The sequence below is a fragment of the Aureimonas altamirensis genome (assembly GCF_023702225.1).
GTDB classification, from domain to species: domain Bacteria; phylum Pseudomonadota; class Alphaproteobacteria; order Rhizobiales; family Rhizobiaceae; genus Aureimonas; species Aureimonas altamirensis_B.
This window is the reverse complement of the sequence record NZ_JAMQCO010000007.1, coordinates 41,063-65,037: the sequence shown is the minus strand read 5'-3', so window position 1 is coordinate 65,037 and position 23,975 is coordinate 41,063. Positions and strand designations below refer to the sequence as shown.

Below are 23,975 nucleotides of genomic sequence, written 5' to 3'. Positions count from 1 at the left end.
TCAATGACGAGCATGGCGAGTTGAAGGTATGGATACGGAACTTCTGAACGAGGCCCTGAAGTCGAACGCCTGGCCTTTCGAGGAAGCCCGCAAGCTGCTGCCCAAGGTCGAGGGTCCGGACGCCAGACCTGAGATCCTGTTCGAGACCGGCTACGGGCCATCGGGCCTGCCGCATATCGGCACCTTCGGCGAAGTCGCCCGAACCACGATGGTGCGCCATGCGTTCCGCGTGCTGACCGAAGACAAGATCAAGACGCGCCTCATCTGCTTTTCGGACGATCTCGATGGTCTGCGCAAGATTCCGGACAACGTCCCGAACCGCGAGCGCATGGCCAGCTTCCTCGGCAAGCCGCTCAGCCGCGTACCGGACCCGTTTTCCGATGCCTACCCATCGTTCGGTGCCGCCAACAATGCGCGCCTGCGCCAGTTCCTGGACCGGTTCGGCTTCGATTACGAGTTCGCTTCCGCGACCGATTACTATACGTCCGGCCGGTTCGACGCGATGCTGCTGAAGATGCTGGCCGTCTATGACGAGGTCATGGACATCATCCTGCCGACGCTCGGGCCCGACCGCCGGGCCACCTATTCGCCTTTCCTGCCCATCAGCCCGCGCAGCGGCAACGTGTTGCAGGTTCCCATGGTCGACCGCGACGCCGAACGCGGCATGATCGCCTATATGGACCCGGACACCGGCGAACGCGTCGAGACGACCGTTACCGGCGGCGCGGTGAAGTGCCAGTGGAAAGCCGATTGGGCCCTTCGGTGGGCGGCGCTGAAGGTGGATTACGAAATGGCCGGCAAGGACCTGATCGATAGCGTCGCGCTGTCGTCGCGGATCTGCCGTGCGCTGGGGCAGACGCCGCCGGAGGGTTTCAACTACGAACTCTTCCTCGACGACAAGGGCGGCAAGATTTCCAAGTCCAAGGGAAACGGGCTGACCATCGACGAATGGCTCACCTATGCCTCGCCGAAGAGCCTGTCCTTCTACATGTTCAACAAGCCGAAGGCGGCCAAGAAGCTGTATTTCGACGTCATTCCCAAGGCCGTCGACGACTACTATGCCTTCGTCGATGCCTATCGGCGGCAGGACACGCGCCAGCGACTGCAGAACCCTGTCTGGCATGTCCATTCGGGTTCGGTGCCCGAGAAGGGCGTGGACGTTCCCTTTGCGATGCTGCTGAACCTCGTCTCGGCCTCCAATGCCGGCGACAAGCAGACATTGTGGGGCTTCATCTCGCGTTATGCGCCCGGCGTGACGCCGCAAAGCGCGCCCGAACTGGACGAACTCGTCGGCTATGCGCTCGCCTATTTCGAGGATTTCGTCAGGCCGGCCAAGGTGTTCCGCGCGCCCGACGACATCGAACGGCAGGCGTTGGCGACGTTGGACGCCAGGCTGGCCGCGCTGCCGGCCGAGGCGGATGCCGCCGCCATCCAGGACGCCGTCCTGGATGTGGCCCGGCCCATCGAGCGGTATCAGGACGCTTCGAAGAAAGGGCCGGACGGCGGCCCGGGCGTTTCCGTGGAATGGTTCCAGGCTCTGTACCAGATCCTGCTTGGGCAGGAGCGCGGCCCGCGTTTCGGATCGTTCGCGGCGCTGTACGGCATCGACGAGACACGCGCGCTCATCCGAGCGGCGCTGGACGGTACCCTGCGCTAGCCGCCCTCGCCATCGTAGCGCCAGAGGCCGCGCTCGTCCCGGCGCGCGGACTCTGCCGCGCTTTCATAGGCGCTTCCGGGTGTGGGCCGTGCCCAGCCCTGCATCACCACCCAGCGGGCCACATCCTCGCCACCCACATGGCAGGTGGCTTCGACGCCGCCTTCGCGCGCGTCCGCAGGCACATCACAGGACAGGCTGCGGCCGCGCAGCCAACCGCGCAGCGCCGTGCGCGCCTGTGCTCCGCATGGCGCGGACAGCGTGCCGAGCCGGCATGTTTCCTCGAAGGGCAGGCTTTCGACGCCCGCGAGCGAAATCCGCAGGCCGTCGGCCTCGAAGTCCGTGGCCGTCACCGCCACCGCGCGGTGGAAGATCCGCTCCGGATCGCCTGCCGGCTGCTCGGGGGCCGGCTGGGGCTCCGGGGGGGCTTGCGGCTCGGGCTCGGGCTCCGGCGGCGCGTCGTCCGTCTGTGCAGGCGGCTCTTCCTGGCGCGCGGGCGCCGGTGCGGGAGGCGCTGCCTGGCTCTGCCGCTCGGCCAGCCGCTCGGCCCGGCTTGGGCGATCCGGCCATTTGGGAAAGCTCGAGACGTCGGGCAGGATCAGCAGCAGTACGAGGCACATCACCAGAAGCGACGCGGCGATCTTGATTGCCTGGCTTATCGAACGCATGCGCAGTATCCCCGAACGTCTACTGGCTCGCCCAGACGATCCGGGCCATATGGCGGATGGCCTTGCGTGCATAGCGAACCACCGGCAGCGCCGGATCGAGCGGGGCGATTTCGACCCGGCCGGGGGCGTTGCGCCTGACCGTGCCGATGACGAAATCGTCGCCGTACAGGACCGCAAGAACGCGGTCGCCGGGCCGAGCCGAGGTGTCGGGCGTCAGAAGCAGGATATCGCCCTCCGCATAGCGGGGCGCGAATTGCCGCTCGTTACCGACCTCCAGCGCATAGGTGCCGAAGGAAGATCCGTCGATCTTGATGTCCAGCGACATCGCTCCCGACCCGGCGACCGGCCCGTCGGAGCCGAACTGGCGGGCATCGGTAAGCTGTGCGCCGGTGGCCAGGGGCAAGGACACCTTCACGGAGGTCGGGCGCTTTATGCCCAGGAAATCCTCCATGCTCGTCCCGGTCGCCACCAGCACCTTGGCGACGGATTCGGTCGAAGGCCACCGTGGGCGGCCGTCGCCGGACCGGCGCTTGGACTTGTTGAAGGAGGTCGCGTCCAGCCCAGCCTGCCGCGCCAGCGCGGATGGAGTGAGACCGCGCGTCTCGGCCAGACGGTCTATGGCCGCCCACCATTCGTCGTTCGATAGCATCGGTCTCTCGTCAGAAAGCAGGCAACTCAATTACCACTACTCAAGCAATATTATCGTGCAACCATGAGATTCAATTCCCCGCTTGCGGAACATTGACCTAAATATGGCATTGACGTTGCTGCCCAAGGCGAACGAGACGATTATGAGGCGTTCGGGTTGGACGATGGGCCCGGCCGCAGGGGGGCATTCATGGTGGTGAAAAGTCTGCGTTTCGCACCACACACGAGCGAAGAAACCAAGCTGCGCGCCAGCGAGCCCGGGCGAGGGCGCGCGGCCAAGGGCCCATGGCACATCCCATGGAAGGGCTGGAAGGACATACTCGCGCGCCTCTACGTGTCCTTCTTCGAAGACCGGATCATGCTGATCGCGGCGGGCGCCACCTTCTACCTTCTTCTCGCGCTGTTTCCCGCGCTCGCCGTATTCGTGTTCTTCTACGGCATGATGGCGGATCCCGCGACGATCGCCGGGCATATCGAGTTTCTCGGCCGCTTCCTGCCGCAGGCCGGACTGGAACTCGTCAACGCGCAGTTGGAATATCTGGTGAACCAGGACAGGTCGTCCCTGTCGGTCGGCTTCGTGACCAGTCTTCTCTTCGCGCTGTGGAGCGCGAATAACGGTATCAAGACACTCTTCGAGGCGATGAACGTCGCCTATGGCGAGCAGGAGGAGCGCAGCTTCCTGAAGCTCAATGTCGTCGCACTGTGCTTCACGATGGGCGCCATCTTCATCATCTCGGTGATGTTCATTGCCATCGGCCTCATCCCGGCGATCATGGGCGTCATCGGAGCGTCCAACTTCACCGACGACCTCGTCTTCATAGGGCGCTGGCCGATCCTGTTCGCGATCGTGGTCGTATCCATCGGCATGATCTATCGCTACGGGCCGAGCCGGGCGCGGGCGCGCTGGACATGGGTGATCTTCGGCGCGACGTTGACGGCGACCGTGTGGTTGATCGCAACGATCGGCTTTTCCTGGTACCTGCGGAACTTCGCCAACTACAACGCCATGTACGGCTCTCTGGGAGCCGTCATCGGCTTCATGATGTGGGTCTGGATATCATCGGTGATCTTCATCCTCGGTGCCGAGATCAACGCCGAGATGGAGCATCAGACGGCCGTCGACACCACGGTTCGCGGGGATACGCCGCTGGGAATGCGCGGCGCCCGCGTCGCCGATACGATCGGCGCGCGCGCCGGGGGCGACAAACCGCCGCCCACCGAGAAGCCCGGCCTGTTCGGCTGGTGGCGCAAGCGGGGCCAGAAGAAGGACTGACCCCCGCCGGTGCGCTGCCTGGTTCAGGCCGCCTCTGCCTGCCGGGCGGGTCGGAACCGCCCATAGAACGTCTGCCCCGCGGATGCCATCTCGTGCAGGAGAGGGATAGGAGCGAACCGCTCTCCGTGCCGCCGCTCCAGTTTCTCGCAGAGCGCAACGAACGCCTTGACGCCCATGCCGTCGATATAGGACAGGGCTCCGCCCGTGTAGGGCGCGTAGCCGAAGCCCAGGATCGAGCCGACATCGGCCTCGCGCGGGTCGGTGACGACCCCTTCGGCCATTGTGCGTGCGGCCTCCAGCGCCATTGTGACGAGGAAGCGCTGCTTCAATTCCCCGACATCGACATCCTCGGCGTTCTGCTGTGGGTAGAGATCCTTGAGGCCCGGCCACAGATGCTTCTTCGCCGGCTTGGCCGGATAGTCGTAGAAGCCCTTGCCGGCCTTGCGGCCAAGCCGGCCCGCATCCACCAGCCGGTTGACGAGCTCGAAATGGCGCTTGTCCACCGCCGCCTCGCCGAGGTCGGCCATCGTGGCCTGCATGATCCTGCGTGACAGGTCGATGGCGACCTCGTCATTCAGGGCCAGCGGACCGACCGGCATGCCGGCCATGCGCGCGGCATTCTCGATCATGGCGGGGGGCACGCCCTCGACCACCATGTCGTAGGCTTCCGACATATAACGCAGCACGCAGCGATTGGCGAAAAAGCCGCGCGTGTCGTTGACGACGATCGGCGTCTTGCGGATGGCGCGCACGAAATCCAGAGCCGTGGCCAGGGCCTCGTCGCCCGTCTTGTCGCCCAGGATGACTTCCACCAGCATCATCTTGTCGACCGGCGAGAAGAAGTGGATGCCGATGAAGCGGGCAGCATCCGGGAAGCTTTCGGCAAGCCCGGTTATCGGCAGGGTCGAGGTATTCGAGGCGAAGATCGCCCCCGGCTTCATGGCGGCGGCCGCCGCCGCGATAACCTCGGCCTTCACCTTGCGGTCCTCGAAGACGGCTTCGACCACGAGGTCCACGTCGGCAAGCCCGTCATAGCCGTCGGCAGGGGTGATCCGCGACAGAAGCGCCTCTGCCTCGGCCTCCTTGGCGCGGCCTTTCCTGACACGATCCGCCATCAGCGCGGCGGAATGCGCCTTGCCTTTTTCGGCCGCCGCCAGGTCGCGGTCCACCAGCAGCACCTCGATGCCCGCCATGGCCGACACATAGGCGATGCCGGCGCCCATGAACCCGGCGCCGATGACGGCGATCCGCTTCGGTTGCCGGTTCTCCACGCCCTGCGGGCGGCGCGCGCCCTTGCCGAGCTCCTGCATGGAAACGAAGAGCGAGCGGATCATCATCCCCGCTTCGGTGGAGCGCAGGACGGAGGCGAAATAGCGTTGCTCGACCTTGAGGCCGAGATCGATCGGCAGGAGAAGGCCCTCGTAGACGCATTTCACGATGGCGCGCGCACCCGGATAGTTATCCTGCGTCTCCTTGCGGTAGAGCGAGGAAACCGCCGGCCAGAGCTGCGCGCCCGCTGCGGAATAGACAGGCCCGGAGGGCAGCTTGTAGCCTTTCTGGTCGAAGGGCTTTACGGCCGGGATGCCTGCCTTCAGCATGGCCTTGGCCGTTTCCACCAGCTCCTCCGGCGCGGCGACCTTGTCGATCAGCTTCATGGCCAGCGCCTTGTCGGCGCCGATGGCCTCGCCTTTCAGCAGGAACTGCAACGCCGCCTGCGTATCGAGCATGCGGGCGATGCGCTGCGTGCCGCCCGCGCCGGGAAAGATGCCCACCTTGACTTCGGGCAGGCCCAACCTGGCGCGCGGGCTGGCGACGCGGCCATGGCAGGCGAGGGCCAGTTCGAAACCGCCGCCCATGCAAGTGCCGTCGATGGCGGCGACGACCGGCTTGCCGCAGGTCTCGATGCGGCGCCACAGGGCGCCCATGCGGCCGCATCGCTCGAACAACTGGGTCATCGCGGCGTGCGGGTCGCTGGCCTCGAGCGCGCGATAATCGCCCAGCATGCGGCCGAGCATCTTGAGGTCCGCACCGCCGGTGAAGCTGCCGGCCTTGCCGGACGTGAAGACGATGCCCTTGACCGTTTCGTCGGCGACGAGTCCGTCCAGTGCCGCCTCGATCTCGTCCATCACCTCTTCGGTGAAGACGTTCATCGACCGGTCGGGCATATCCCAGCTCAGAAGCGCGATTCCGTCGGTGTCGACGGCGAGGGTGAAGTTGTTGAAATCCATGTCCGTGCCTCCCCTTACACGCGCTCGATGATGGTTGCCGTGCCCATGCCCGCGCCGATGCACAGGGTCACCAGGGCGGTCTGCTTGTCCTGCCGCTCCAGCTCGTCCAGCACGGTGCCGAGGATGATGGCGCCGGTCGCGCCCAGCGGATGGCCCATGGCGATGGCGCCGCCATTGACGTTCATCACGGCCGGGTCGATGTCGAAAGCCTGCATGTAGCGCAGCACCACCGCTGCGAATGCTTCGTTGAGCTCGAACAGGTCGATGTCGGACAGTTGCATTCCGGCGCGGTCCAGCAGCTTGTGGGTCACGTCGACGGGGCCGGTCAGCATCAGGGCCGGATCGGAGCCGATATTGGAAAAGGCGCGGATGCGCGCGCGCGGCTTCAGGCCGAGCGTTTCGCCGCCCCGGGCGGAACCGATCAGCACGGCCGCCGCTCCATCGACGATGCCCGACGAATTGCCGGCGTGGTGTACGTGGGTGACGGACTCGATCTCCGGATGGGCCTGGATGGCGACGGCGTCGTATCCGCCCATCTGCGCCACCATCTCGAACGAGGCGTTCAGCCCGCCCAGCGCCTGCATGTCGGTACCCGGACGCATATGCTCGTCGCGGTCCAGGATCGTCAGGCCGTTCTGGTCGCGGACGGGAACGACGGACCGTGCGAAGCGGCCTTCCTGCCAGGCAGTGGCGGCACGCTTCTGGCTTTCGACGGCATAGGCGTCGACGTCGGTCCGCGAGAAGCCGTACTTCGTGGCGATCAGATCCGCCGAGATGCCTTGCGGCATGAAATAGGCGGGAATGCCGACCGACGGGTCCATGAACCAGGAACCGCCCGACATGCCCATGCCGACGCGCGACATGCTTTCGACTCCGCCGGCGATGACGATGTCGTCCGCGCCCTGCGCCACCTTTGCGGCGGCAAGATTGACGGCGTCGAGGCCCGAGGCGCAGAAGCGCGAGATCTGCATGCCCGGCGCTGCATAATCGTAGCCGGCCTCGAAGGCGGCGGCCTTCGGGATGACGGAGCCGGCTTCGCCCACCGGGTCGACGCAGCCGAAGATGATGTCGTCGACCCGTCCCGTATCGATGCCGTTGCGGTCGCGCAGGGATTCCAGCACGCGTGCGCCCAGGCGCACGGCCGGCACCTCGTGCAGGGACCCGTCCTTCTTGCCACGCCCGCGCGGGGTGCGGACGTGATCGTAGATGAATGCTTCGCTCATTTTCTGCGCTCCCATCAGAATTCGTCGGCGCCGAGCGCCATGAGGCTGTCCGCGCCGGAGGCGATCCGCGCAAGGTGCGCCGCCGTCTCCGGCATCAGCCTGTCTATGAAGAAGGCCGCCGTCACCAACTTGCCGTTCAGGAAGGCCGCGTCTTCCGCATCCCCTGCGGCCAGCCGGCGATTGGCCGCCAACGCCATGCGGGCCGACATGTACCCGAGGGCCACCAGGCCGAAGAGGTGCATATAGTCCGTCGCGGCGGCGCCGCCATTGTCGGGCCGGGCCGGGCCGTTCTGCATCAGCCAGCCCGTGGCCTGCTGCAGGTCGTTCAGGCCCTTCTTGAGGCCCTTGGTGTAGCGCGCCATGACCGGATCGCCGCGGTTCTCCTCGCAGAACCGACCGACCTCGCCGAAGAAGGACATGATCGCCTTGCCGCCGTTCAACGCCAGCTTGCGCCCGACGAGGTCGAGCGCCTGGATGCCGTTAGCGCCCTCGTAGATCTGGGCGATGCGCGCATCGCGCACGAACTGCTCCATGCCCCATTCGGCGATGTAGCCATGACCGCCGAAGACCTGCTGCGCCATCACAGCGCTTTCGAAGCCCTTGTCGGTCAGGACGCCCTTGATGACGGGTGTCAAAAGGCTCAGCCACTCGTCCGCCTCGGCGGCTTCCGCCGCATCGGTGGAGCGATGGGCTATGTCGCCCTTCAGCGCCGCATGCAGGATCAGCGCGCGGCCCGCCTCGTTGATGGCGCGCATCGTCATCAGCATGCGGCGGATGTCGGGGTGCACGATGATCGGGTCGGCCGGCTTGCCCGGCTCTGCCGGACCGGCAAGGCTGCGGCCCTGCAGGCGCTGCCGTGCATAGTCGACCGCATTCTGGTAGGCGATCTCGCCGATGGCGAGCCCCTGCACGCCGACGCCGAGCCGCGCTTCGTTCATCATGGTGAACATGGCGCGCAGGCCCTTGTGCGCCTCGCCCAGCAGCCAGCCCTTCGCGTCGTCGTAGTTCATGACGCAGGTGGCATTGCCATGAATGCCCATTTTTTCCTCGATGGCGCCGCAGGACACGCCGTTGCGCGCGCCATCGTCGAGGACCTTCGGCACGATGAAGAGCGAAATGCCCTTCACCCCCTCGGGCGCGCCGTCGATGCGGGCCAGCACGAGATGGATGATGTTGTCGGACAGGTCGTGCTCGCCGGCCGAGATGAAGATCTTTTGCCCGGATATGGCGTAGGAGCCGTCAGCCTGCGGGCTTGCCTTGGTGCGCAGCAGGCCGAGGTCGGTACCGCAATGCGGCTCCGTCAGGTTCATCGTACCGGTCCAGCGCCCGTCGATCATGTCGGGCAGGTAGGCGCCTTTCTGTTCCGGCGTGCCATGCGCCTCGATGGCCGCGATGGCCCCGCGGGTCAGGCCCGGATACATGGCGAAGGCCATGTTCGCAGAGGACAGATACTCGTTGACCGCCGCCGCCAGTACATGCGGCAGCCCTTGCCCGCCATAGGCGGCGTCGGCCGAAAGGCCGCCCCAGCCCGCTTCGCGGAACCGTGCATAGGCCTCGCGGAAACCGGCAGGAGTGGTAACGGAGCCATCGGCGGCACGCGCGCATCCCTGCCTGTCGCCGGACTGGTTGAGCGGATGGAACACCTCTTCGGCGAAGCGCCCGGCTTCGTCCAGAATTGCTGCGACCGTGTCGGACGTGGCATCCTCGAAACCCGGCCGGTTGTTGTGGGCGTCCAGCCCCACGATCTCGCGCAGCACGAATAGCGTATCGGCAACCGGGGCCTTGTAGAGCGTCATCGAAAAACCTCCCTTCGATTGACGTTTTCGTAAACGTAAATCATGGCCTCTGTAAAGCGGAGCGCGTGCAAAATTCCGCGTGAGGCGCCGCTCTGCCCCAGTCATTAGCGCGCAATTAACCATTCCCCGCGAAGATGCCGGTGGGATTGACGAGACGCCGCAAGGCGGGCCTTTGCGCCTGTGCCGAGCGTTCGAGGGGACGGAAATGGGCGTAGCCGACAAGGCGAAGGCGGCAAAAGGCACCGGCGATCCGCCGGGCGCGCCCAGCATGGCGACGCTGACCCGGACCCTCGAGGAACTGGAGCGCCGGCTTGCGCGCCTGTCGACGCAGAAGCAGGCAGACGGCCGCGCATCGGCATCGGCCGGCCCTGGCGCCACCCCGGCCGAAAGGCTGCGCCGCATCGTGGACCGGAGCGCCGAATATGCGGCCGCCGCCCCGGCGGCGCGGACCCGGTCGAGCGAGGCGATCGACGAACTCGTGCAGGAAATGCGGTCATTGAGAGGCGAGATGCGCAAGGAAATCGCCGCCGGAACCAAAGCCGGGCAGGCGACGATGGGGCATGCCTTCGCCACGCTCGAAGCGTCGCTTGCCGCGCGCGACAGCTCCGATCTGATCGCCGACGGGCTTGCCGCCATGCTGACGCGCATGTCGACGCTGGAAGAGCGCGGCGCGACCAACGAGGCCCTGTCGGAACTCAATGCGGATCTCGATCGGATGCGGGCCATCGTTTCCGGGCTGGCGACCCAGGAAGACCTGACCCGGCACATGGGGTCGGTCACCGGTCGGCTCGACGCGCTGCTGGAATCGAGTGCCGCCGCGGTGGATCGCGGCGCCTTCGACGCGGGCGTCGCCGCACTGGGCGAACGGCTGTCGGGGATCGAGTCGCTGCTGGCACGGCTTCCCGAAACCCTCGGGATCGAGCGGATTGAGGATCGGCTGAAGGCGCTTGCGCCGGCGTCCGGCTCCGTCGCGTGGGACACGCTGTCGGTCAGCGTCGATCTTTCGGCGCTGGAGGAACGGCTTGACGAGATTTCCGGCGCGATTTTAGTGCTGGACCGGCCGGAACCTGGCGCCGACCGCATCGAGAAACGCCTGGAGGCGTTGTCGGCCCAGCTCGACGGCTTCATGGAGCGTCTGGAGCAGGCCGAGGCAGAGCGTTCGCTGCGTCATGCGGAAGCCTTCACCCAGGAGTTGAAGCGGCTGGAGGCCCTGTGGCAGGGCTCCGACGAGCGGGCGGCGGAAACCGAGGCCCAGCTTCTCTCGATCCTCAGAAATGTCGCCGACAGGCTGGCCGATCTGGAAACGGAAGCCCGCCAGCCCGGCGAAGACATCGGCGGTACCGTTTTCGATGCCGAGTTCGCGACGTGGCAGCCGGCCGAAGACGGTCAGGAGGACAGTCTGCGGGCGACGCTCGACCGGCATCTGAAACGCCGGCGGGCCGATGGGGGCCCGCAGGCGGAGGCTTCCGGAGGCGCGGCGCCGGCCGAGCCGGAAGGTTCGACACGCTATGGGCGGGACGTCGCAGACTTCGGCAGCATCCTGGAGCGGGTCCGCCGCCACGAGCGTGCTGCCGGCCTCGGTCCGTCCACGCGGGCGGATTTCATCGCGGCGGCGCGGCGCGCCGCCGCAGCCGCGGCGGCTGAAGCCGAAAGCCTCCATGCCGCGAACGGGTCCGGCAACGGCGCAGGCGAGGGGGCGTCCGGCCGCGATCGCAGCTACCGCAAGCCCATGGTGATGGCGGCCGGCGCGATCATGCTGGCGCTGACGGCCCTACCCATCTCGCGGCTGCAGACCGGCCCCTCCGAGCCTCCGGCCGAAATCGCCGACAATGGCGCCATGCGAGGCCCCGGCGTGACGCAGGAAACGACGGCCTCCATTCCGCGTCCGCCCGAGGCCGGGCTGACAAGCGGCGACCTCATCGGACGTCTGGTCTCGCGTCTTCCGCAAGGCGCGGCAGGGGCCTTGCCCGTTCCGCCGGCGGGCAACGCGACCCTTTCGCGCGCCGCGATCGGCGGCGATGCCGCGGCGATGGCCGCGATCGGCGCCGCCGCCATCGACCGCGGGGCGACCGCCGAGGGTCTCTCATGGCTGGGCCAGGCGGCGCGGCGCGGATACGCACCGGCTCAGTATCGCCTGGGCAGCCTCCATGAGCGGGGCGTCGGCGTGGCCAAGGACCTCTCCCTTGCGCGCGGCTGGTATCTCGTCGCCGCGCGGGCCGGCAATGTCCGCGCCATGCACAATCTGGCGGTCATCGATATTTCCGGCCTTGCCGGCCCCGCCGACCGGGGCGCGGCAGCGGACTGGTTCCGCATGGCGGCCGAGCGGGGCATGGCCGACAGCCAGTTCAACCTTGCCGTCCTCTATGCACGGGGGGCCGGGATGCCGCGGGATGCCGCGGAGGCCTATCGCTGGTTTTCCATCGCGGCGCGCGGCGGCGACGCGACCGCGCTGCGCAACCGCGACGAGGTCGGGGCCGAGCTGGATGCGGCACGGCGCGCGGCCATCGATGCTGAAGTGGCGCGGTGGCGGCCGGCGACGCCGACCCGCGCCGCGAACGAGGAGCGATATTCCGGATCTCGCGTTTGACACGACCCTTCGGGTCGGCTTAGTGCGGGGCGGTGCCCTGCCAGACGGTGGAACGCATCTCCGGGGATCGAAGGTAAGGGCGCTTGGGGGCCGGTCTTGAATCTCTACCTGCCCATTGCTGAAATCTCGGTCAATGCCCTCATCCTGATCGGCATGGGAGCGGCCGTGGGCTTTCTGTCCGGCCTGTTCGGCGTGGGCGGGGGATTTCTGATCACGCCGCTCCTGATCTTCTACAACATCCCTCCCGCGATCGCCGTGGCCACCGGCGCGAACCAGGTCATCGCCTCGTCCTTTTCGGGTGCGTTGGCGCATTACAAGCGGGGCACGGTCGATATCAAGCTGGGCCTGATGCTGCTGATCGGCGGTGCCGCCGGCTCGGTCGTCGGCGTCTGGCTGTTCACGCTGCTTCGGCGTCTCGGCCAGCTCGATCTCGCCGTCTCGCTGCTCTACGTCGTCATGCTGGGGACGGTGGGCGGCCTGATGCTGGTGGAGAGCGTGCAGGCGATGCTGCGCGTCCACAAGGGCGGCTCCGGAGAGGTTCGGCACTCGTCGCACCACAACTGGGTGCAGAAGATGCCGCTCAAGATGCGGTTCAAGCGGTCCAAGCTCTACGTTTCCGTCATACCGGTCCTCGGCCTCGGTTTCGTGATCGGCGTGCTGGCCTCCATCATGGGCGTCGGCGGCGGCTTCATCATGGTGCCCGCGATGATCTACCTCCTGCGCGTGCCGACCAACGTGGTCGTCGGCACCTCGCTGATGCAGATCATGTTCACCGCCGCCGTGACGACCGTCCTGCAGGCCGCGACCAACCAGACGATCGATATCATGCTCGGCTTTCTGCTGATGGTCGGTGGCGTCGTCGGTGCGCAGTTCGGGGTCGAGGCCGGGCGCAAGCTGCGCGGAGACCAACTGCGTGCGCTTTTGGCGCTCCTCGTCATCGCGGTCGCCGGCCGCCTGCTGGTGGAACTCGTCGTCACTCCCGCCGAGCTGTATTCCATCAGCCTGCCGAGCGGGGTGCGGGAATGAAGGCGATCCTTGCCGCATTCGCCATGCTTCTCATGGCTGCTGCCCCCGCCGCCGCGCAATCGGTGGCGGAAGGGTTCGAAATCGGCCTGTCGACCGACACGATCACCGTCGGAACCAATTTCGGCGGTTCGCGGCTCGTCGTCTTCGGCGCGCTCGACAATGCCGATACGCGGATACTGCGGCAGGGCCGCTACGACATCGTCGTGGTGCTGGAAGGGCCACGACGCAATGTGGTGGTGCGGCAGCGCGACCGCGTCTTCGGCATCTGGATCAACCGTGGCTCCGAGCGGTTCGACAATCTGCCGCAATCCTACGCGCTGGCTTCGAGCAGGCCCTTGCGCGATACGGCGGCCGCCTCCGTCCTGCAACAGCTGAACATCGGACCGCGCAACGAGGTGCTGCGCGCGCAGCGCAGTACCGACGACACGACGGCGGAAGCCGACGACTACGCCAACGCCATGCTGCGCCTCAAGGAGCAGAGCCGTCTCTACTCCGTCTCCTTCGGCACGATCGAATTCGTCAGCCAGACCCTTTTCCGTGCAACGCTTGTCCTGCCGCCGGACCTGCCGGTCGGGCGGCATCTGGTGCGTGCCTACCTGTTCCGCGAGGGGCAATTCATCCGCGAGCGCAGCGAAGAGCTCTGGGTGCGAAAGACGGGCCTTGAGAACGAGGTGTCGACCTTCGCTGCCAACTACGGCGCGCTCTACGGCCTCATGGCCGTAGCGCTGGCCGTGGCGACCGGCTGGTTCGGGCGTGTCCTCTTCAAGCGGGATTGAGTCGCTAGCGGCAGAGAGCGGCGAAGGACAGCGGAAAGATGCCGGATAGGCCGACCACATAGGCCTTGCCGCGCTCTGCGGCGAACATGCCGGCAAAGGCCTGGCCAAGCACGTTCAGTCCACCCGTCGTCACACCGAAGGACGGCATGATCATGCGCCGGCCGTCGGTGGCGAAGCAGGCCGACCGCACCGTGCGCCCGCGCCCCGCCACCTTGGCCACCGGGTGCAGGTGCCCCGCGATCTCGCCCGCACCGGCCGCGATGCCGGGCTCGTGACGAAAATGCAGCCCCGCCACATGGGCAACGCCGAGCGTCCGTCCCCCCACCGATGCCGGTGGCTCCGGGTCGTGATTGCCGGTGATCCACGTCCAGTCGCGCCCGGCCATCAAGGCCAGCAGTTGCTGCCTGTAAGGCGCGGGCATGTACGCCGCGCCGTGCGTATCGTGGAAACTGTCGCCCAGCGAAACGACATGCGACGGCTCGTATCGGGCGATCACGCCGGCCAGCAGGGCAAGCGTCGCCGCCGTATCGTAGGGCGGCAGCATCATGCCGCGCCGCGCGAAGGCCGCGCCCTTTTCGAGATGCAGGTCGGACACCACCAGCAGGCGATGCGCCGGCACGTAGAGCGCGCCCGTCGGGTCGCAGACGAGGCGCTCGCCGTTCACCTCTGCCTCCGTGCCCGGCTGCTCTGCCAGCCTGAAGCGGCGCTGGATCATGTTCATCGACGAGGCCCGTGCATGGTGATTCGCATTCGATGCGTTAACCATACCGGATTTGCGGCCCAAGTGAGGGTGGCCACGCATCATCCCAGCGCCTGCGCCACCAGTTCGGCCTCCATGGCCTCGCGGAGAACCTCGTCCCGTGCCTCGCCCTCGACACGTTCGCGGCCGATCTCCAGCATGATCGGGACGGCCAGAGGCGATATCTGGTCCAGGTCGCGATGCACGATATGGTGGCGGATGCGGGCGAGGAGGTCCGACACGCGGCGCACGTCGAGAAGGCCGGTGGCCGCATCCTCCCAGGTGGCGCGCAGAAGGATATGGTCCGGCTCGTGGCCGCGCAGCACGTCGTAGATCAGGTCGGCCGAAACGGTAACCTGCCGCCCCGTTTTCTCGGCGCCGGTTTGCCGGCGATGGATGAGCCCCGAGATTTCGGCGCATTGGCGGAAAGTCCGCTTGAGAAGCCAGGAATCGGCCATCCAGTCTTCCAGGTCGTCGCCCAGCATGTCCTCGTCGAAAAGGTCGGACAGATCCAGCCGGCCGCTGTCGATCATATGGCCCATGTCGGCGGCGCCCCAGATGGACAGCGCATAGTCGGTCGCGACGAAGCCCAGCGGCCTGGCGCGCGCCCGCTCCAGCCTCCGGGTCAGCAGCATGCCGAGCGTCTGGTGCGCCAGCCGCCCCTCGAAGGGGTATGCCACGAGATAGAAACGGTTGCCGTTGGGAAACGTCTCGATAAGGAGGTCGTCGGGGCCGGGGATGAGCGATTTGGCCTTCTGGATTTCAAGCCAGAAGGAGACCTGCTCCGGCAAGGCGCGCCAGCGGGCCGGGTCGGCCAGCATCTCGCGCACGCGGGCGGCGAGAAACGTGGTGAGCGGAAACTTCGAGCCCCCGTAATAGGGGATCTTGGCTTCCTCGCCGTCGGGTGCCCGCGTGACGAGGCATTCCATCTCGTGGATGCCCTCGAAGCGAAGCACTGTGCCGGCGAACAGGAACGTATCGCCCGGCGACAGCGTCTCGAGGAAGTTTTCCTCGATCTGGCCCAGCACCGGCCCGCCGCGCGCGATGGCGGCGCGTGTGCGGCGCTTGATGACGCGCACCTTCAGGTTGTTGGCCTCGATGATCGTGCCGGCGTTCAGGCGGTAATCCTGTGCGACGCGCGGATGCGTGATGCGCCAGGTGCCGTCTTCCGTCTGGCGAATGCGCGCATAGCGGTCGTAGACCTTCAGCGCATAGCCGCCGGTTGCCACGAAATCCACGACCCGGTCGAACGTCTCCCGGTCGAGGGCCGCATAGGGCGCGGCACTTCGTATCTCCTCGAACAGATCGTCCGCCCGGAAAGGGGCGGCAACGGCCATGCCCAGTACGTGCTGCGCAAGTACGTCCAGCGCGCCGCTTCGCAAGGGCGGCGTGTCCTGATCTCCCAGATAGTTGGCATCCAGCGCCGCCTGGCACTCCATCACCTCGAACCGGTTGGCCGGCACCAGGATGGCGCGCGACGGTTCGTCCATGCGGTGGTTGGCGCGGCCGATGCGCTGGGCAAGGCGGCTGGCGCCCTTCGGCGCCCCGACATGGATGACGAGGTCGACGTCGCCCCAGTCGATGCCGAGATCGAGCGTCGATGTGGCCACCACGGCGCGCAACTGGTTGGCCGCCATGGCGCTTTCCACCTTGCGGCGCTGCTGCACGTCCAGCGAGCCGTGATGCAGCGCGATCGGCAGCGTCTCGTCGTTGATGCGCCACAGATCCTGGAACAGCAGCTCGGCCTGGCTGCGCGTATTGACGAAGAGCAGCGTCGTCTTGTGCCGCCGGACGGCATCGTAGATTTCGGGAATGGCGTAACGTGCGCGGTGGCCCTGCCAAGGAATGCGCGTTTCGGATTCCAGGATGGTGATGTGCGGCCGTGCGCCGCCTGCGATGGTAATGAGGTCGGCCATCGGCGCTTCGCTGCCGGGACGCTGGCCGACAAGCCAGCGTTGCAGTTCCGCAGGCTCCGAGACGGTGGCCGATAGGCCGATCGTCTGCAGGTCGGGACGTAGCTTGCGCAGTCGCGCAAGGCCGAGCGACAGGAGATGGCCGCGCTTGGATGTGACCAGCGAGTGCAATTCGTCGAAGATCACGACCCTCAGATCGGAAAAGAAGGCTTCCGCATCCTTTGAAGCGATGAGCAGCGCCAGTTGCTCGGGCGTCGTCAGGAGGATGTCCGGTGGGCGCAACTTCTGGCGTTGGCGACGGTGCTGGCTGGTGTCGCCGGTCCGCGTCTCCATCTCGATCCTGAGCCCCATTTCCTCCACCGGTGCGGTGAGGTTGCGGTGGATGTCGGTGGCGAGCGCCTTGAGCGGCGATATGTAGAGCGTGTGGACGCCGGGCGCACGTGTGCCGGGCCTGCGCCGTATGCGGCGGGACAGGTCCACAAGCGACGGCAGAAAGCCGGCCAAAGTCTTGCCGGCTCCGGTGGGCGCGATCAGCAGCACCGAGCGCCCGTTCTCGGCACGGTCGAGAAGATCAAGCTGATGGGGACGCGGGCTCCAGCCCTTGCCGGCGAACCACGCGCGGAATGTTTCGGGCAGGCGCATGCCGGCGTCGTGGGTGGGGTGTATCGTCACCGCCTCAAGATAGGATCGGGCACGGACGCCGCCAAGTCAGGTGGCGACGTATCGGTCGGTCCGGTGATTGATCGCCAGGAAGGCGTTCAGCACGATGGCGCCGATGACGGAATAGGCGATGGCCCGCGGCGATATGACGGCGAAAGAGGTAGCCAGAACCAGAAGGTCGGTGGCCATCTGCGTGATGCCGGCGCGCCAGCCGAACCTGTCCTGCAGATAGACCGCAAGGATACCGACGCCGCCGGCGCTGGCGCGGTGACGAAAGAGGGCCAGAAGCCCGAAACCGACGAGCAGTCCGCCGAGGCAGGCGCCCAGCAGCGGCTGGATATGGTCGAAGCGCAGATAGGATGGCGCCACGGCCGTCATGAGCGACAGGAGCGCAACGCCGAAGGCCGTCTTGATGGTGAAGGCACGTCCCATGCGCCCGACGGCGAGTGCGTAAAAGGGAAGATTGACGAGAAAGAAGACGAGGCCGTAGTTCCAGCCGCCGGCATAATGGATGACGAAGGCAAGCCCCGCCGTGCCGCCCGTCAGGAAGCCGAGTGCGCCCAGCATCGACAGGCCGAGCGCGGTAAGCACGGTGCCCGCCAGAATGCCGAATGCGTCTTCCCATATGGTGTGGCGCGTGGGCGTCGCGCTCCAGTTGCCGAAGCGGTGGGCCCGCTGCGCGTCCTGAACCTCGGGCGGACTGTCGGTATCGAGCGTTGCCATGCGCCACCTTTTCGCAACTGCGAAGAGGTTATAACGCGTTGCACCCAATTTCAATGCTGCGGCTTTGCGCGGGATGCGCAGAGATGCAGGACGCCCGCGACATCCTCTCCCCGGTCCCGGCGGAGGACGGCCTCCTTCGCCTCGATAAGGTCGAAGCCCGCCTGCGACAATGCGGCCTCGACGTAATCCGGCGCGTGGGCATACCGCAGCGTCTGATCGAGGCTGTAGCCGGTGCCCGGTTGTCCCGCTTCCACCGAGAAGGCGAACCTGCCCGCCGGCGCCATCACCGACGCGACAGTCCGGAGAACCGGGGCCAGGTCGCCGATATAAATGAGGACGTCGGCCGCGGTGACGAGGTCGTAGCGCCGGGCAAGAACCTCTGCCGGCGGCGCGCACAGATCGGCGTGGTAGAGCGTATCGTAGATCCGCTTCTGCCGTGCATGCGACAACATCCTGTCCGACAGGTCCAACCCGTCGAGCCGGCTTGCGCGGGCGCGGACCTGCTCTCCCATCAGGCCGGTCCCGCAGCCGAGGTCGAGGACGGCGCCGAGATCGCCGGGGCCTTCGAGCAGTTGCGCGATCAAGCCGGGAACGCCGTAGGAAAGGCGCTGGACGAGCGCCGTTTCGAACCGGTCGGCATACTGGTCGAAGAGGTTGGCGACGAAAGCCGGCGGGGGACTGTCCGGAACGGGCGCACGGCCCAATGCCGCCAGCTTGAGGCCGGCGCCGTAGACATCGTCGTCGCCCTCGGCGGAAAGGTCGCGGTATAGGGTCGCCGCCGCGTCGGGTTGCCCCGCCCTTTCCAGGTACTCGCCAAGCCGGAGGCGGCCCAGCGGCCAGCCGGGCGTCAGTTCGAGCGCCTGGCGCATCAGCTCTATCGCTGCCTGGACATCGCCGGCCTGCGCGTAATCTTCTGCATATTCGGCACGGCGGTCGGCACGTGCGTCGCCGGAGCGATGACGTTGTCTGAACACGGGATCTGTCGATAGAGTTGTCCTGCTGCATATGGCGTGGCGGCACCGAGGTGCGCAAGCACTTTCAGATAGTCGAACATAACCGGGAGTATGCAGTGGCAGCCTATGAGACCCTGTTGCGGCCAACCGAGGAAGGGCTCTACTGCCCGCCCGGGGACTTCTTCATCGATCCGGTGCGGCCCGTGGCACGAGCCCTCGTCACCCATGGGCATGCCGATCATGCGCGGCCCGGCAACGGAGCCGTGCTTGCCACGCGGCGCACGCTCGACATCATGGCGCTGCGCTACGGCGCGGATTTCGCCGGGGCGCGCCAGGAGGCCGAGTGGGGAAAGCCGATCGCCATCGGCGACGCTACGGTGACCTTCCATCCGGCCGGACATGTCCTCGGCTCCGCGCAGATCGCAGTGGAGCACAAGGGCATGCGTATCGTGGCCTCGGGCGATTACAAGCGAACGGCGGACGCGACGTCCGAACCGTTCGAGCCGGTGCCATGCGACGTGTTCATAACCGAAGCGACCTTCGGCCTGCCGGTTTTCCGCCACCCGTCCGGCCGGCACGAGATCGGCCGGCTACTGGAGTCGCTGCGCCAGTTTCCGGAACGGGCGCATGTCGTGGGTGCGTATGCCCTCGGCAAGGCCCAGCGCGTGATCCGCATGATCCGCGACGAAGGGTACGACGCCCCCATCTATATCCATGGCGCGCTGGTGCGGTTGTGCGACTACTATGCGCAGGAGGGCATAAGCCTCGGGCCGCTGTTGCCGGCCACACTCGGCAAGGGCCAGAAGGCCGAGTTCTCGGGAGCCATCGTGGTCGGCCCGCCCTCGGCTTTCGCCGACCGATGGGCGCGGCGCTTTCCCGATCCGGTCGCCTGCTTCGCCAGCGGCTGGATGCAGGTGCGCCAGAGGGCCCGCCAGCGCGGGGTGGAGCTGCCGCTGGTCATCTCCGACCATTGCGACTGGGATGAGCTGACCGACACCTTGTCGGAATTGAAGCCGGACGAGACCTGGGTCACCCACGGCCGGGAGGAAGCGCTGGTGCGCTGGTGCGAGCTGCAGGGTATGCGGGCACGCCCGCTTCACCTCGTCGGCTACGAGGACGAAGGCGACTGAGTGCCGGCCGGCCCGGTGGCGGGAAGATTGATGGTCGCGTGATCCCCGATCACATAGGAGACGAGGTGACCGGCATAGTAGGCCGACCCCTCCGCGGAGGCATGGAACCCGTCGCGCGAGAACCCCGCCGGCTCGACGCGCGGCAGGCTGATGGACGGGATTGCGCCGCGCTCGTGGCAGAGGCGCGTCCCGAGCCGGCGGAACAGGTCCGCCCGCATCTCGAGAACGGCGCCGATGCCGCGCGGAAGCGCGGGCACGCGGCGCATGTCCACCGGCGGGGACCAGACGATCCGGGCTTGCGGCCAGCGGGCCCGCAAGGCGTAGAGCAGGCCGCCGAAGCCCTTCTTGAAGCGGCGCAGGCCGTGGAAGTTCTTGACGTCGTTGGTGCCGACCATCAGCACGATGTGGGTGAACGCCTCGCGGGCGATATTGGGCACGACGTAGTCGCGCAGCTCCGCCGACACCGCGCCGTTGGAGCCGATCGCGCGCCATGCGACGGTCAGGCCCGAGACGGCATGGAGGCGTTCGGCCAGCCGCACGGCCAGGCTGTCTTCCATGCGGTCGACGCCGACACCCGCGGCAGACGAGTCTCCGAGAACCAGCAGCCGGATATGCGGGCTTTCGGCCTGTGGGCCGAAATAGCCCGCCAACGGGCCCTCCGGCGGACGCAGCCTTTCGATCCGCCTGCGGATCCGGGTGCCCTGCCAGACGTATACCGGAAACATCAGCCATGTCAGAAAGGCCTTCCACATCGGTGACCTCCTTCTCGTATCGATCGGCATGAAAACGGGGCCGGCAAGGCCGACCCCGACACTATAGGCTTCAATTACGTGACGGGCGCATGAAACTTCTGTCAGGTCAGGCCTTCAGCGCGTCGACACCGGGCAGGGGCTTGCCTTCCATCCATTCGAGGAAGGCGCCGCCCGCCGTGGACACATAGGTGAATTCGTCCACCACGCCGGCATGGTTGAGCGCCGAAACCGTATCGCCGCCGCCCGCGACCGATACGAGATGGGCGTTGCGCGTCCGCTCTGCCGCATGCCTGGCCGCCACGACGGTGGCCGCGTCGAACGGTGCGATCTCGAAGGCGCCGAGAGGCCCGTTCCAGACCAAGGTGCGGGCCTTGGATATCCACTCCTTGATCTGGCCCGTGCTGGCCGGCCCGAGATCGAGGATCATGGCGTCGCACGGTACCCTGTCGACCGACACCGTCTGGCTCGGCGCGTTGGCCTTGAACTCACGCGCGACGACCGCATCCACGGGCAACAGCACGACGCATCCCGACCCTTCGGCCGATTTCAGGATGGCGCGGGCGGTGTCGGTCAGATCGTGCTCGCACAGAGATTTGCCGACATCCTTGCCGAGTGCGGCCAGGAAGGTGTTGGCCATGCCGCCGCCGATGACGAGGCAGTTCACCTTGGTCACGAGGTTGGAGAGAAGATCGATCTTGGTGGAAACCTTCGCGCCCCCGACGATGGCGACGACCGGGCGCGCCGGATCGCCAAGGCCCTTTTCGAGCGCGTCCAGCTCTGCCTGCATGGCGCGGCCCGCATAGGAGGGGAGGTGATGGGTGATGCCTTCCGTCGAAGCATGGGCGCGATGCGCCGCCGAGAAGGCATCGTCGACGTAAAGATCGCCGAGGCTGGCAAGCCTGGCCGCGAAGGCGTCGTCGTTTTTTTCCTCTTCGGGGTGGAAGCGCGTGTTCTCCAGCAGCAGAACGTCGCCATCGGCCATATTGGCGACTATGCCTTCGGGGATCGGGCCGACGCAGTCTTCGGCGAAGCCGACGGGCTTGCCCAGCTTGTCGGACAGCGCCTCGGCCACCGGCTCAAGCGACTGGGCCTTGTCCACCTTGCCCTTGGGGCGGCCGAAATGCGCCAGCAGGATGACCTTGCCGCCCTGGCCGACGATCTCGCGGATGGTCGGCAGCACCCGGTCGATGCGCGTCGTATCGCTGATCCGGCCGTCCTGCATGGGCACGTTCAGGTCCACGCGGACAAGAACGCGCTTGCCCGCCAGGTCGACGTCGTCCAGCGTCTTGAAAAGGGTCATGCGGTCCTCCGTCAGGCTCGGCCTCAGCCGCCGAGCCGCTTGAACAAGGTGGGATAGTCGAGCACCAGCCCGTCTTCGTCGACGGGCAGGTCCGCGGTGAAGGTGCGGTCCGCCGCCTGGTAGCGATACAGGCGGGCCGGCGTCAGGCAGGTATAGCGCTGGCGGTCCACGACCGGCGCGAAGCTGTCGAACGGCACATAGACCATGGTCAACTCGGCCGTGCCATGGTCGGGGGTCAGCCCGAGCCTTCGGATGGGCAGCGTGTTGGTGAAGGGCGTTCCGGCCAGATCGACGTCGATGCAGCCGGCAAGGTCGGGCAGCGGTTCGCCTTCCGCCGTGCACCAGTTGCCTTTCCCGTCGGACTCGAGCGCAAGCCGGCGGCCGTCGGTGACCGCCAACCCGAGGCGGCGTATCGTCCAGCCGGCATCGCAATCGATCCGGTAGGAAACGCCATAGGTCTTGCCGCCGCGCGCGCCGATGACGACGCCACGCGCCGTGACGCCGCCGGCAGCGGGCCGGAGGCTGAGCTGCTCCAGCCCGTCTCCGTCCAGCGGGCGCCAGCGAACGTCACATGCGCGCGGCGGTGCGAACATGCTCAGGCCTTGGCGAGGGCCAGGGCCGTATCGGACATGCGGTTGGAGAAGCCCCACTCATTGTCGTACCAGGACAGGATCCGCACCAGCGTGCCGTCCATGACCTTGGTCTGATCCATGTGGAAGACCGAGGAATGGGCGTCATGGTTGAAGTCATGGCTGACATTGGGGAAGTCGGTATAGCCGAGAATGCCCTTGAGCGGACCATCGGCGGCCGCCCGGATGGCCTGCTGCACCTCTTCCACCGTCGTGGCGCGCTTGGCGACGAACTTGAAGTCCACAACCGAGACGTTCGGGGTCGGCACGCGGATGGCGACGCCGTCCAGCCGGCCCTTGAGCTCGGGCAGCACCAGCGAGACGGCCTTGGCGGCGCCGGTGGAGGTGGGGATCATCGAAAGCGCGGCGGCGCGGGCGCGATACAGATCCTTGTGCATCGTGTCCAGCGTCGGCTGGTCGCCCGTGTAGGAGTGGATCGTCGTCATGAAGCCCTTGTCGATGCCGATGGCATCGTTGAGGACCTTGGCCACCGGCGCGAGGCAGTTGGTGGTGCAGGACGCATTGGAGATGATCTTGTCGTCGCCGGTCAGCGTCTGGTGGTTGACACCGTAGACGATGGTCTTCTCCGCACCGGCGGTGCCGGAAAGCGGGCCGGAGATCAGCACCTTGCGGGCGCCGGCCTCGAGGTGCGCGCCGGCCTTCGCCGGATCGGTGAAGATGCCGGTGCACTCCATCGCGACGTCGATGCCGAGCTCTTTCCAGGGGAGGTTCTTCGGATCGCGCTCGGCAGTCACGCGGATCTTGCCGCGCCCGACGTCGATCGTGTCGCCATCCACCTTGACTTCGCCGGGGAAGCGCCCGTGCACGGAGTCGAAGCGGATCAGGTGCGCATTCGTCTCGACCGGGCCGAGATCGTTGATGCCGACAACCTCGATATCGGTCCTGCCCGATTCGACGATCGCCCGAAGCACGTTGCGGCCGATGCGGCCAAATCCGTTGATGGCGACGCGAATTGCCATTGCTGTCCTCCTTGGAACCATTCGCCCCAGAAACTGGAACCTGCCGGCGCAGGGGATGGCCGGCCCGTAGCGCCAAGCTTCTTAGAGCATTCGAGCGCCGGGTGGGAACCGAAATTGCGGGTTTTTCTGGGCCTTGCGCGCAAAAAAGTGCCCCGCCTTTCATTCAACCGATTAGGGAGCGTCGTTCGGAAAGCCTGACTTATTCCGGCCTTTTGCCGCATTTACCGCATCCAAGGCGGTCCGAAAGAATCGCTTGTCGCAAGGCCGTGCTTCTCAACGCGCCTCAGGTGATCTACAAAACTGCCATCGGCTTGCTG

At 66.7% G+C, this 23,975-nt stretch carries 19 protein-coding genes; 6 read left to right on the top strand and 13 right to left on the bottom strand.

The window, feature by feature from the left end:
* The first annotated feature begins 28 nt into the window (after nucleotides 1–28).
* Nucleotides 29–1,657 carry a lysine--tRNA ligase gene (locus NDN16_RS12660; protein ID WP_251113951.1) on the top strand — a complete coding sequence of 543 codons (1,629 nt, stop codon included), beginning with the start codon at nucleotides 29–31 and terminating at the stop codon, nucleotides 1,655–1,657.
* Here NDN16_RS12660 and NDN16_RS12655 read toward each other — a convergent pair.
* Nucleotides 1,654–2,322 carry a thermonuclease family protein gene (locus NDN16_RS12655; protein ID WP_251113950.1) on the bottom strand — a complete coding sequence of 223 codons (669 nt, stop codon included), beginning with the start codon at nucleotides 2,320–2,322 and terminating at the stop codon, nucleotides 1,654–1,656. The genes NDN16_RS12660 and NDN16_RS12655 overlap by 4 nt on opposite strands.
* A 19-nt stretch (nucleotides 2,323–2,341) precedes the next feature.
* Entirely contained in the window at nucleotides 2,342–2,971 is a 630-nt protein-coding gene (locus tag NDN16_RS12650) for a S24 family peptidase (protein ID WP_251113949.1), read from the bottom strand.
* Nucleotides 2,972–3,160: 189 nt separating this feature from the next.
* On the opposite strand from NDN16_RS12650, the gene NDN16_RS12645 reads away from it, so the two are divergent.
* Nucleotides 3,161–4,243 carry a YihY/virulence factor BrkB family protein gene (locus tag NDN16_RS12645; RefSeq protein ID WP_251113948.1) on the top strand — a complete coding sequence of 361 codons (1,083 nt, stop codon included), beginning with the start codon at nucleotides 3,161–3,163 and terminating at the stop codon, nucleotides 4,241–4,243.
* A gap of 23 nt (nucleotides 4,244–4,266) precedes the next feature.
* On the opposite strand, the gene NDN16_RS12640 is transcribed toward NDN16_RS12645, so the two are convergent.
* Genes NDN16_RS12640 through NDN16_RS12630 form a run of 3 tightly spaced genes read right to left on the bottom strand, consistent with a single transcriptional unit; the run spans nucleotide 4,267 to nucleotide 9,490 of the window.
* Entirely contained in the window at nucleotides 4,267–6,471 is a 2,205-nt protein-coding gene (locus tag NDN16_RS12640) for an FAD-dependent oxidoreductase (protein WP_251113947.1), read from the bottom strand.
* 14 nt (nucleotides 6,472–6,485) lie between these two features.
* Nucleotides 6,486–7,694 (bottom strand): acetyl-CoA C-acetyltransferase, encoded by a 1,209-nt coding sequence (locus NDN16_RS12635; RefSeq protein WP_251113946.1) that lies wholly within the window; start codon nucleotides 7,692–7,694, stop codon nucleotides 6,486–6,488.
* Between the two features lie 14 nt (nucleotides 7,695–7,708).
* A complete protein-coding gene (locus NDN16_RS12630; protein WP_251113945.1) occupies nucleotides 7,709–9,490 on the bottom strand; it encodes an acyl-CoA dehydrogenase in 1,782 nt (593 codons plus the stop codon).
* A 205-nt stretch (nucleotides 9,491–9,695) separates the two neighbouring features.
* Between NDN16_RS12630 and NDN16_RS12625 the strand changes: the two genes are divergently transcribed.
* The 3 genes from NDN16_RS12625 (at nucleotide 9,696) to NDN16_RS12615 (ending at nucleotide 13,879) form a co-directional block, all read left to right on the top strand.
* Nucleotides 9,696–12,077: a hypothetical protein gene (locus NDN16_RS12625; RefSeq protein WP_251113944.1), complete on the top strand. Its 2,382-nt coding sequence runs from the start codon at nucleotides 9,696–9,698 to the stop codon at nucleotides 12,075–12,077.
* A 96-nt stretch (nucleotides 12,078–12,173) separates the two neighbouring features.
* Nucleotides 12,174–13,103 carry a sulfite exporter TauE/SafE family protein gene (locus NDN16_RS12620; RefSeq protein WP_251113943.1) on the top strand — a complete coding sequence of 310 codons (930 nt, stop codon included), beginning with the start codon at nucleotides 12,174–12,176 and terminating at the stop codon, nucleotides 13,101–13,103.
* Nucleotides 13,100–13,879, top strand: a complete 780-nt coding sequence (locus NDN16_RS12615) for a TIGR02186 family protein (protein WP_251113942.1) — start codon at nucleotides 13,100–13,102, stop codon at nucleotides 13,877–13,879. The genes NDN16_RS12620 and NDN16_RS12615 overlap by 4 nt, the downstream gene beginning before the upstream one ends.
* A 4-nt stretch (nucleotides 13,880–13,883) precedes the next feature.
* Here the strand turns inward: NDN16_RS12615 and pdeM are convergent, their stop codons facing one another.
* The 4 genes from pdeM to NDN16_RS12595 form a co-directional block, all read right to left on the bottom strand.
* On the bottom strand, nucleotides 13,884–14,600 hold the full coding sequence (gene pdeM / locus NDN16_RS12610; protein ID WP_251113941.1) for a ligase-associated DNA damage response endonuclease PdeM: 717 nt from the start codon (nucleotides 14,598–14,600) through the stop codon (nucleotides 13,884–13,886).
* Between the two features lie 80 nt (nucleotides 14,601–14,680).
* Nucleotides 14,681–17,173, bottom strand: a complete 2,493-nt coding sequence (locus NDN16_RS12605) for a ligase-associated DNA damage response DEXH box helicase (RefSeq protein ID WP_251113940.1) — start codon at nucleotides 17,171–17,173, stop codon at nucleotides 14,681–14,683.
* 66 nt (nucleotides 17,174–17,239) lie between these two features.
* Complete coding sequence (locus NDN16_RS12600; RefSeq protein WP_251113939.1) at nucleotides 17,240–17,914, bottom strand: YitT family protein; 675 nt, start codon at nucleotides 17,912–17,914, stop codon at nucleotides 17,240–17,242.
* A gap of 50 nt (nucleotides 17,915–17,964) precedes the next feature.
* Entirely contained in the window at nucleotides 17,965–18,888 is a 924-nt protein-coding gene (locus NDN16_RS12595; RefSeq protein ID WP_251113938.1) for a methyltransferase, read from the bottom strand.
* Between the two features lie 95 nt (nucleotides 18,889–18,983).
* Between NDN16_RS12595 and NDN16_RS12590 the strand changes: the two genes are divergently transcribed.
* Entirely contained in the window at nucleotides 18,984–19,997 is a 1,014-nt protein-coding gene (locus tag NDN16_RS12590) for a ligase-associated DNA damage response exonuclease (protein ID WP_251113937.1), read from the top strand.
* On the opposite strand, the gene NDN16_RS12585 is transcribed toward NDN16_RS12590, so the two are convergent.
* The 4 genes from NDN16_RS12585 to gap all read right to left on the bottom strand — a co-directional run bounded on the left by NDN16_RS12585 (nucleotide 19,976) and on the right by gap (nucleotide 23,658).
* Entirely contained in the window at nucleotides 19,976–20,749 is a 774-nt protein-coding gene (locus tag NDN16_RS12585; protein WP_251113936.1) for an SGNH/GDSL hydrolase family protein, read from the bottom strand. The two genes, NDN16_RS12590 and NDN16_RS12585, sit on opposite strands and share 22 nt — an antisense overlap.
* Before the next feature lie 106 nt (nucleotides 20,750–20,855).
* Entirely contained in the window at nucleotides 20,856–22,049 is a 1,194-nt protein-coding gene (locus tag NDN16_RS12580; protein ID WP_251113935.1) for a phosphoglycerate kinase, read from the bottom strand.
* A gap of 23 nt (nucleotides 22,050–22,072) precedes the next feature.
* Nucleotides 22,073–22,642 carry a putative glycolipid-binding domain-containing protein gene (locus NDN16_RS12575; protein WP_251113934.1) on the bottom strand — a complete coding sequence of 190 codons (570 nt, stop codon included), beginning with the start codon at nucleotides 22,640–22,642 and terminating at the stop codon, nucleotides 22,073–22,075.
* Between the two features lie 2 nt (nucleotides 22,643–22,644).
* A complete protein-coding gene (gap, locus tag NDN16_RS12570; protein ID WP_251113933.1) occupies nucleotides 22,645–23,658 on the bottom strand; it encodes a type I glyceraldehyde-3-phosphate dehydrogenase in 1,014 nt (337 codons plus the stop codon).
* Between the last annotated feature and the right edge of the window lie 317 nt (nucleotides 23,659–23,975).

Excerpts from the sequence above, each read along its gene's own strand:
- NDN16_RS12660 (WP_251113951.1), top strand. The coding sequence starts at position 29 with ATGGATACGGAACTTCTGAACGAGGCCCTGAAGTCGAACGCCTGGCCT.
- NDN16_RS12655 (WP_251113950.1), bottom strand. The coding sequence starts at position 2,322 with ATGCGTTCGATAAGCCAGGCAATCAAGATCGCCGCGTCGCTTCTGGTG.
- NDN16_RS12650 (WP_251113949.1), bottom strand. The coding sequence starts at position 2,971 with ATGCTATCGAACGACGAATGGTGGGCGGCCATAGACCGTCTGGCCGAG.
- NDN16_RS12645 (WP_251113948.1), top strand. The coding sequence starts at position 3,161 with ATGGTGGTGAAAAGTCTGCGTTTCGCACCACACACGAGCGAAGAAACC.
- NDN16_RS12640 (WP_251113947.1), bottom strand. The coding sequence starts at position 6,471 with ATGGATTTCAACAACTTCACCCTCGCCGTCGACACCGACGGAATCGCG.
- NDN16_RS12635 (WP_251113946.1), bottom strand. The coding sequence starts at position 7,694 with ATGAGCGAAGCATTCATCTACGATCACGTCCGCACCCCGCGCGGGCGT.
- NDN16_RS12630 (WP_251113945.1), bottom strand. The coding sequence starts at position 9,490 with ATGACGCTCTACAAGGCCCCGGTTGCCGATACGCTATTCGTGCTGCGC.
- NDN16_RS12625 (WP_251113944.1), top strand. The coding sequence starts at position 9,696 with ATGGGCGTAGCCGACAAGGCGAAGGCGGCAAAAGGCACCGGCGATCCG.
- NDN16_RS12615 (WP_251113942.1), top strand. The coding sequence starts at position 13,100 with ATGAAGGCGATCCTTGCCGCATTCGCCATGCTTCTCATGGCTGCTGCC.
- pdeM (WP_251113941.1), bottom strand. The coding sequence starts at position 14,600 with ATGAACATGATCCAGCGCCGCTTCAGGCTGGCAGAGCAGCCGGGCACG.
- NDN16_RS12605 (WP_251113940.1), bottom strand. The coding sequence starts at position 17,173 with ATGCGCCTGCCCGAAACATTCCGCGCGTGGTTCGCCGGCAAGGGCTGG.
- NDN16_RS12600 (WP_251113939.1), bottom strand. The coding sequence starts at position 17,914 with ATGGCAACGCTCGATACCGACAGTCCGCCCGAGGTTCAGGACGCGCAG.
- NDN16_RS12585 (WP_251113936.1), bottom strand. The coding sequence starts at position 20,749 with ATGTGGAAGGCCTTTCTGACATGGCTGATGTTTCCGGTATACGTCTGG.
- NDN16_RS12580 (WP_251113935.1), bottom strand. The coding sequence starts at position 22,049 with ATGACCCTTTTCAAGACGCTGGACGACGTCGACCTGGCGGGCAAGCGC.
- NDN16_RS12575 (WP_251113934.1), bottom strand. The coding sequence starts at position 22,642 with ATGTTCGCACCGCCGCGCGCATGTGACGTTCGCTGGCGCCCGCTGGAC.
- gap (WP_251113933.1), bottom strand. The coding sequence starts at position 23,658 with ATGGCAATTCGCGTCGCCATCAACGGATTTGGCCGCATCGGCCGCAAC.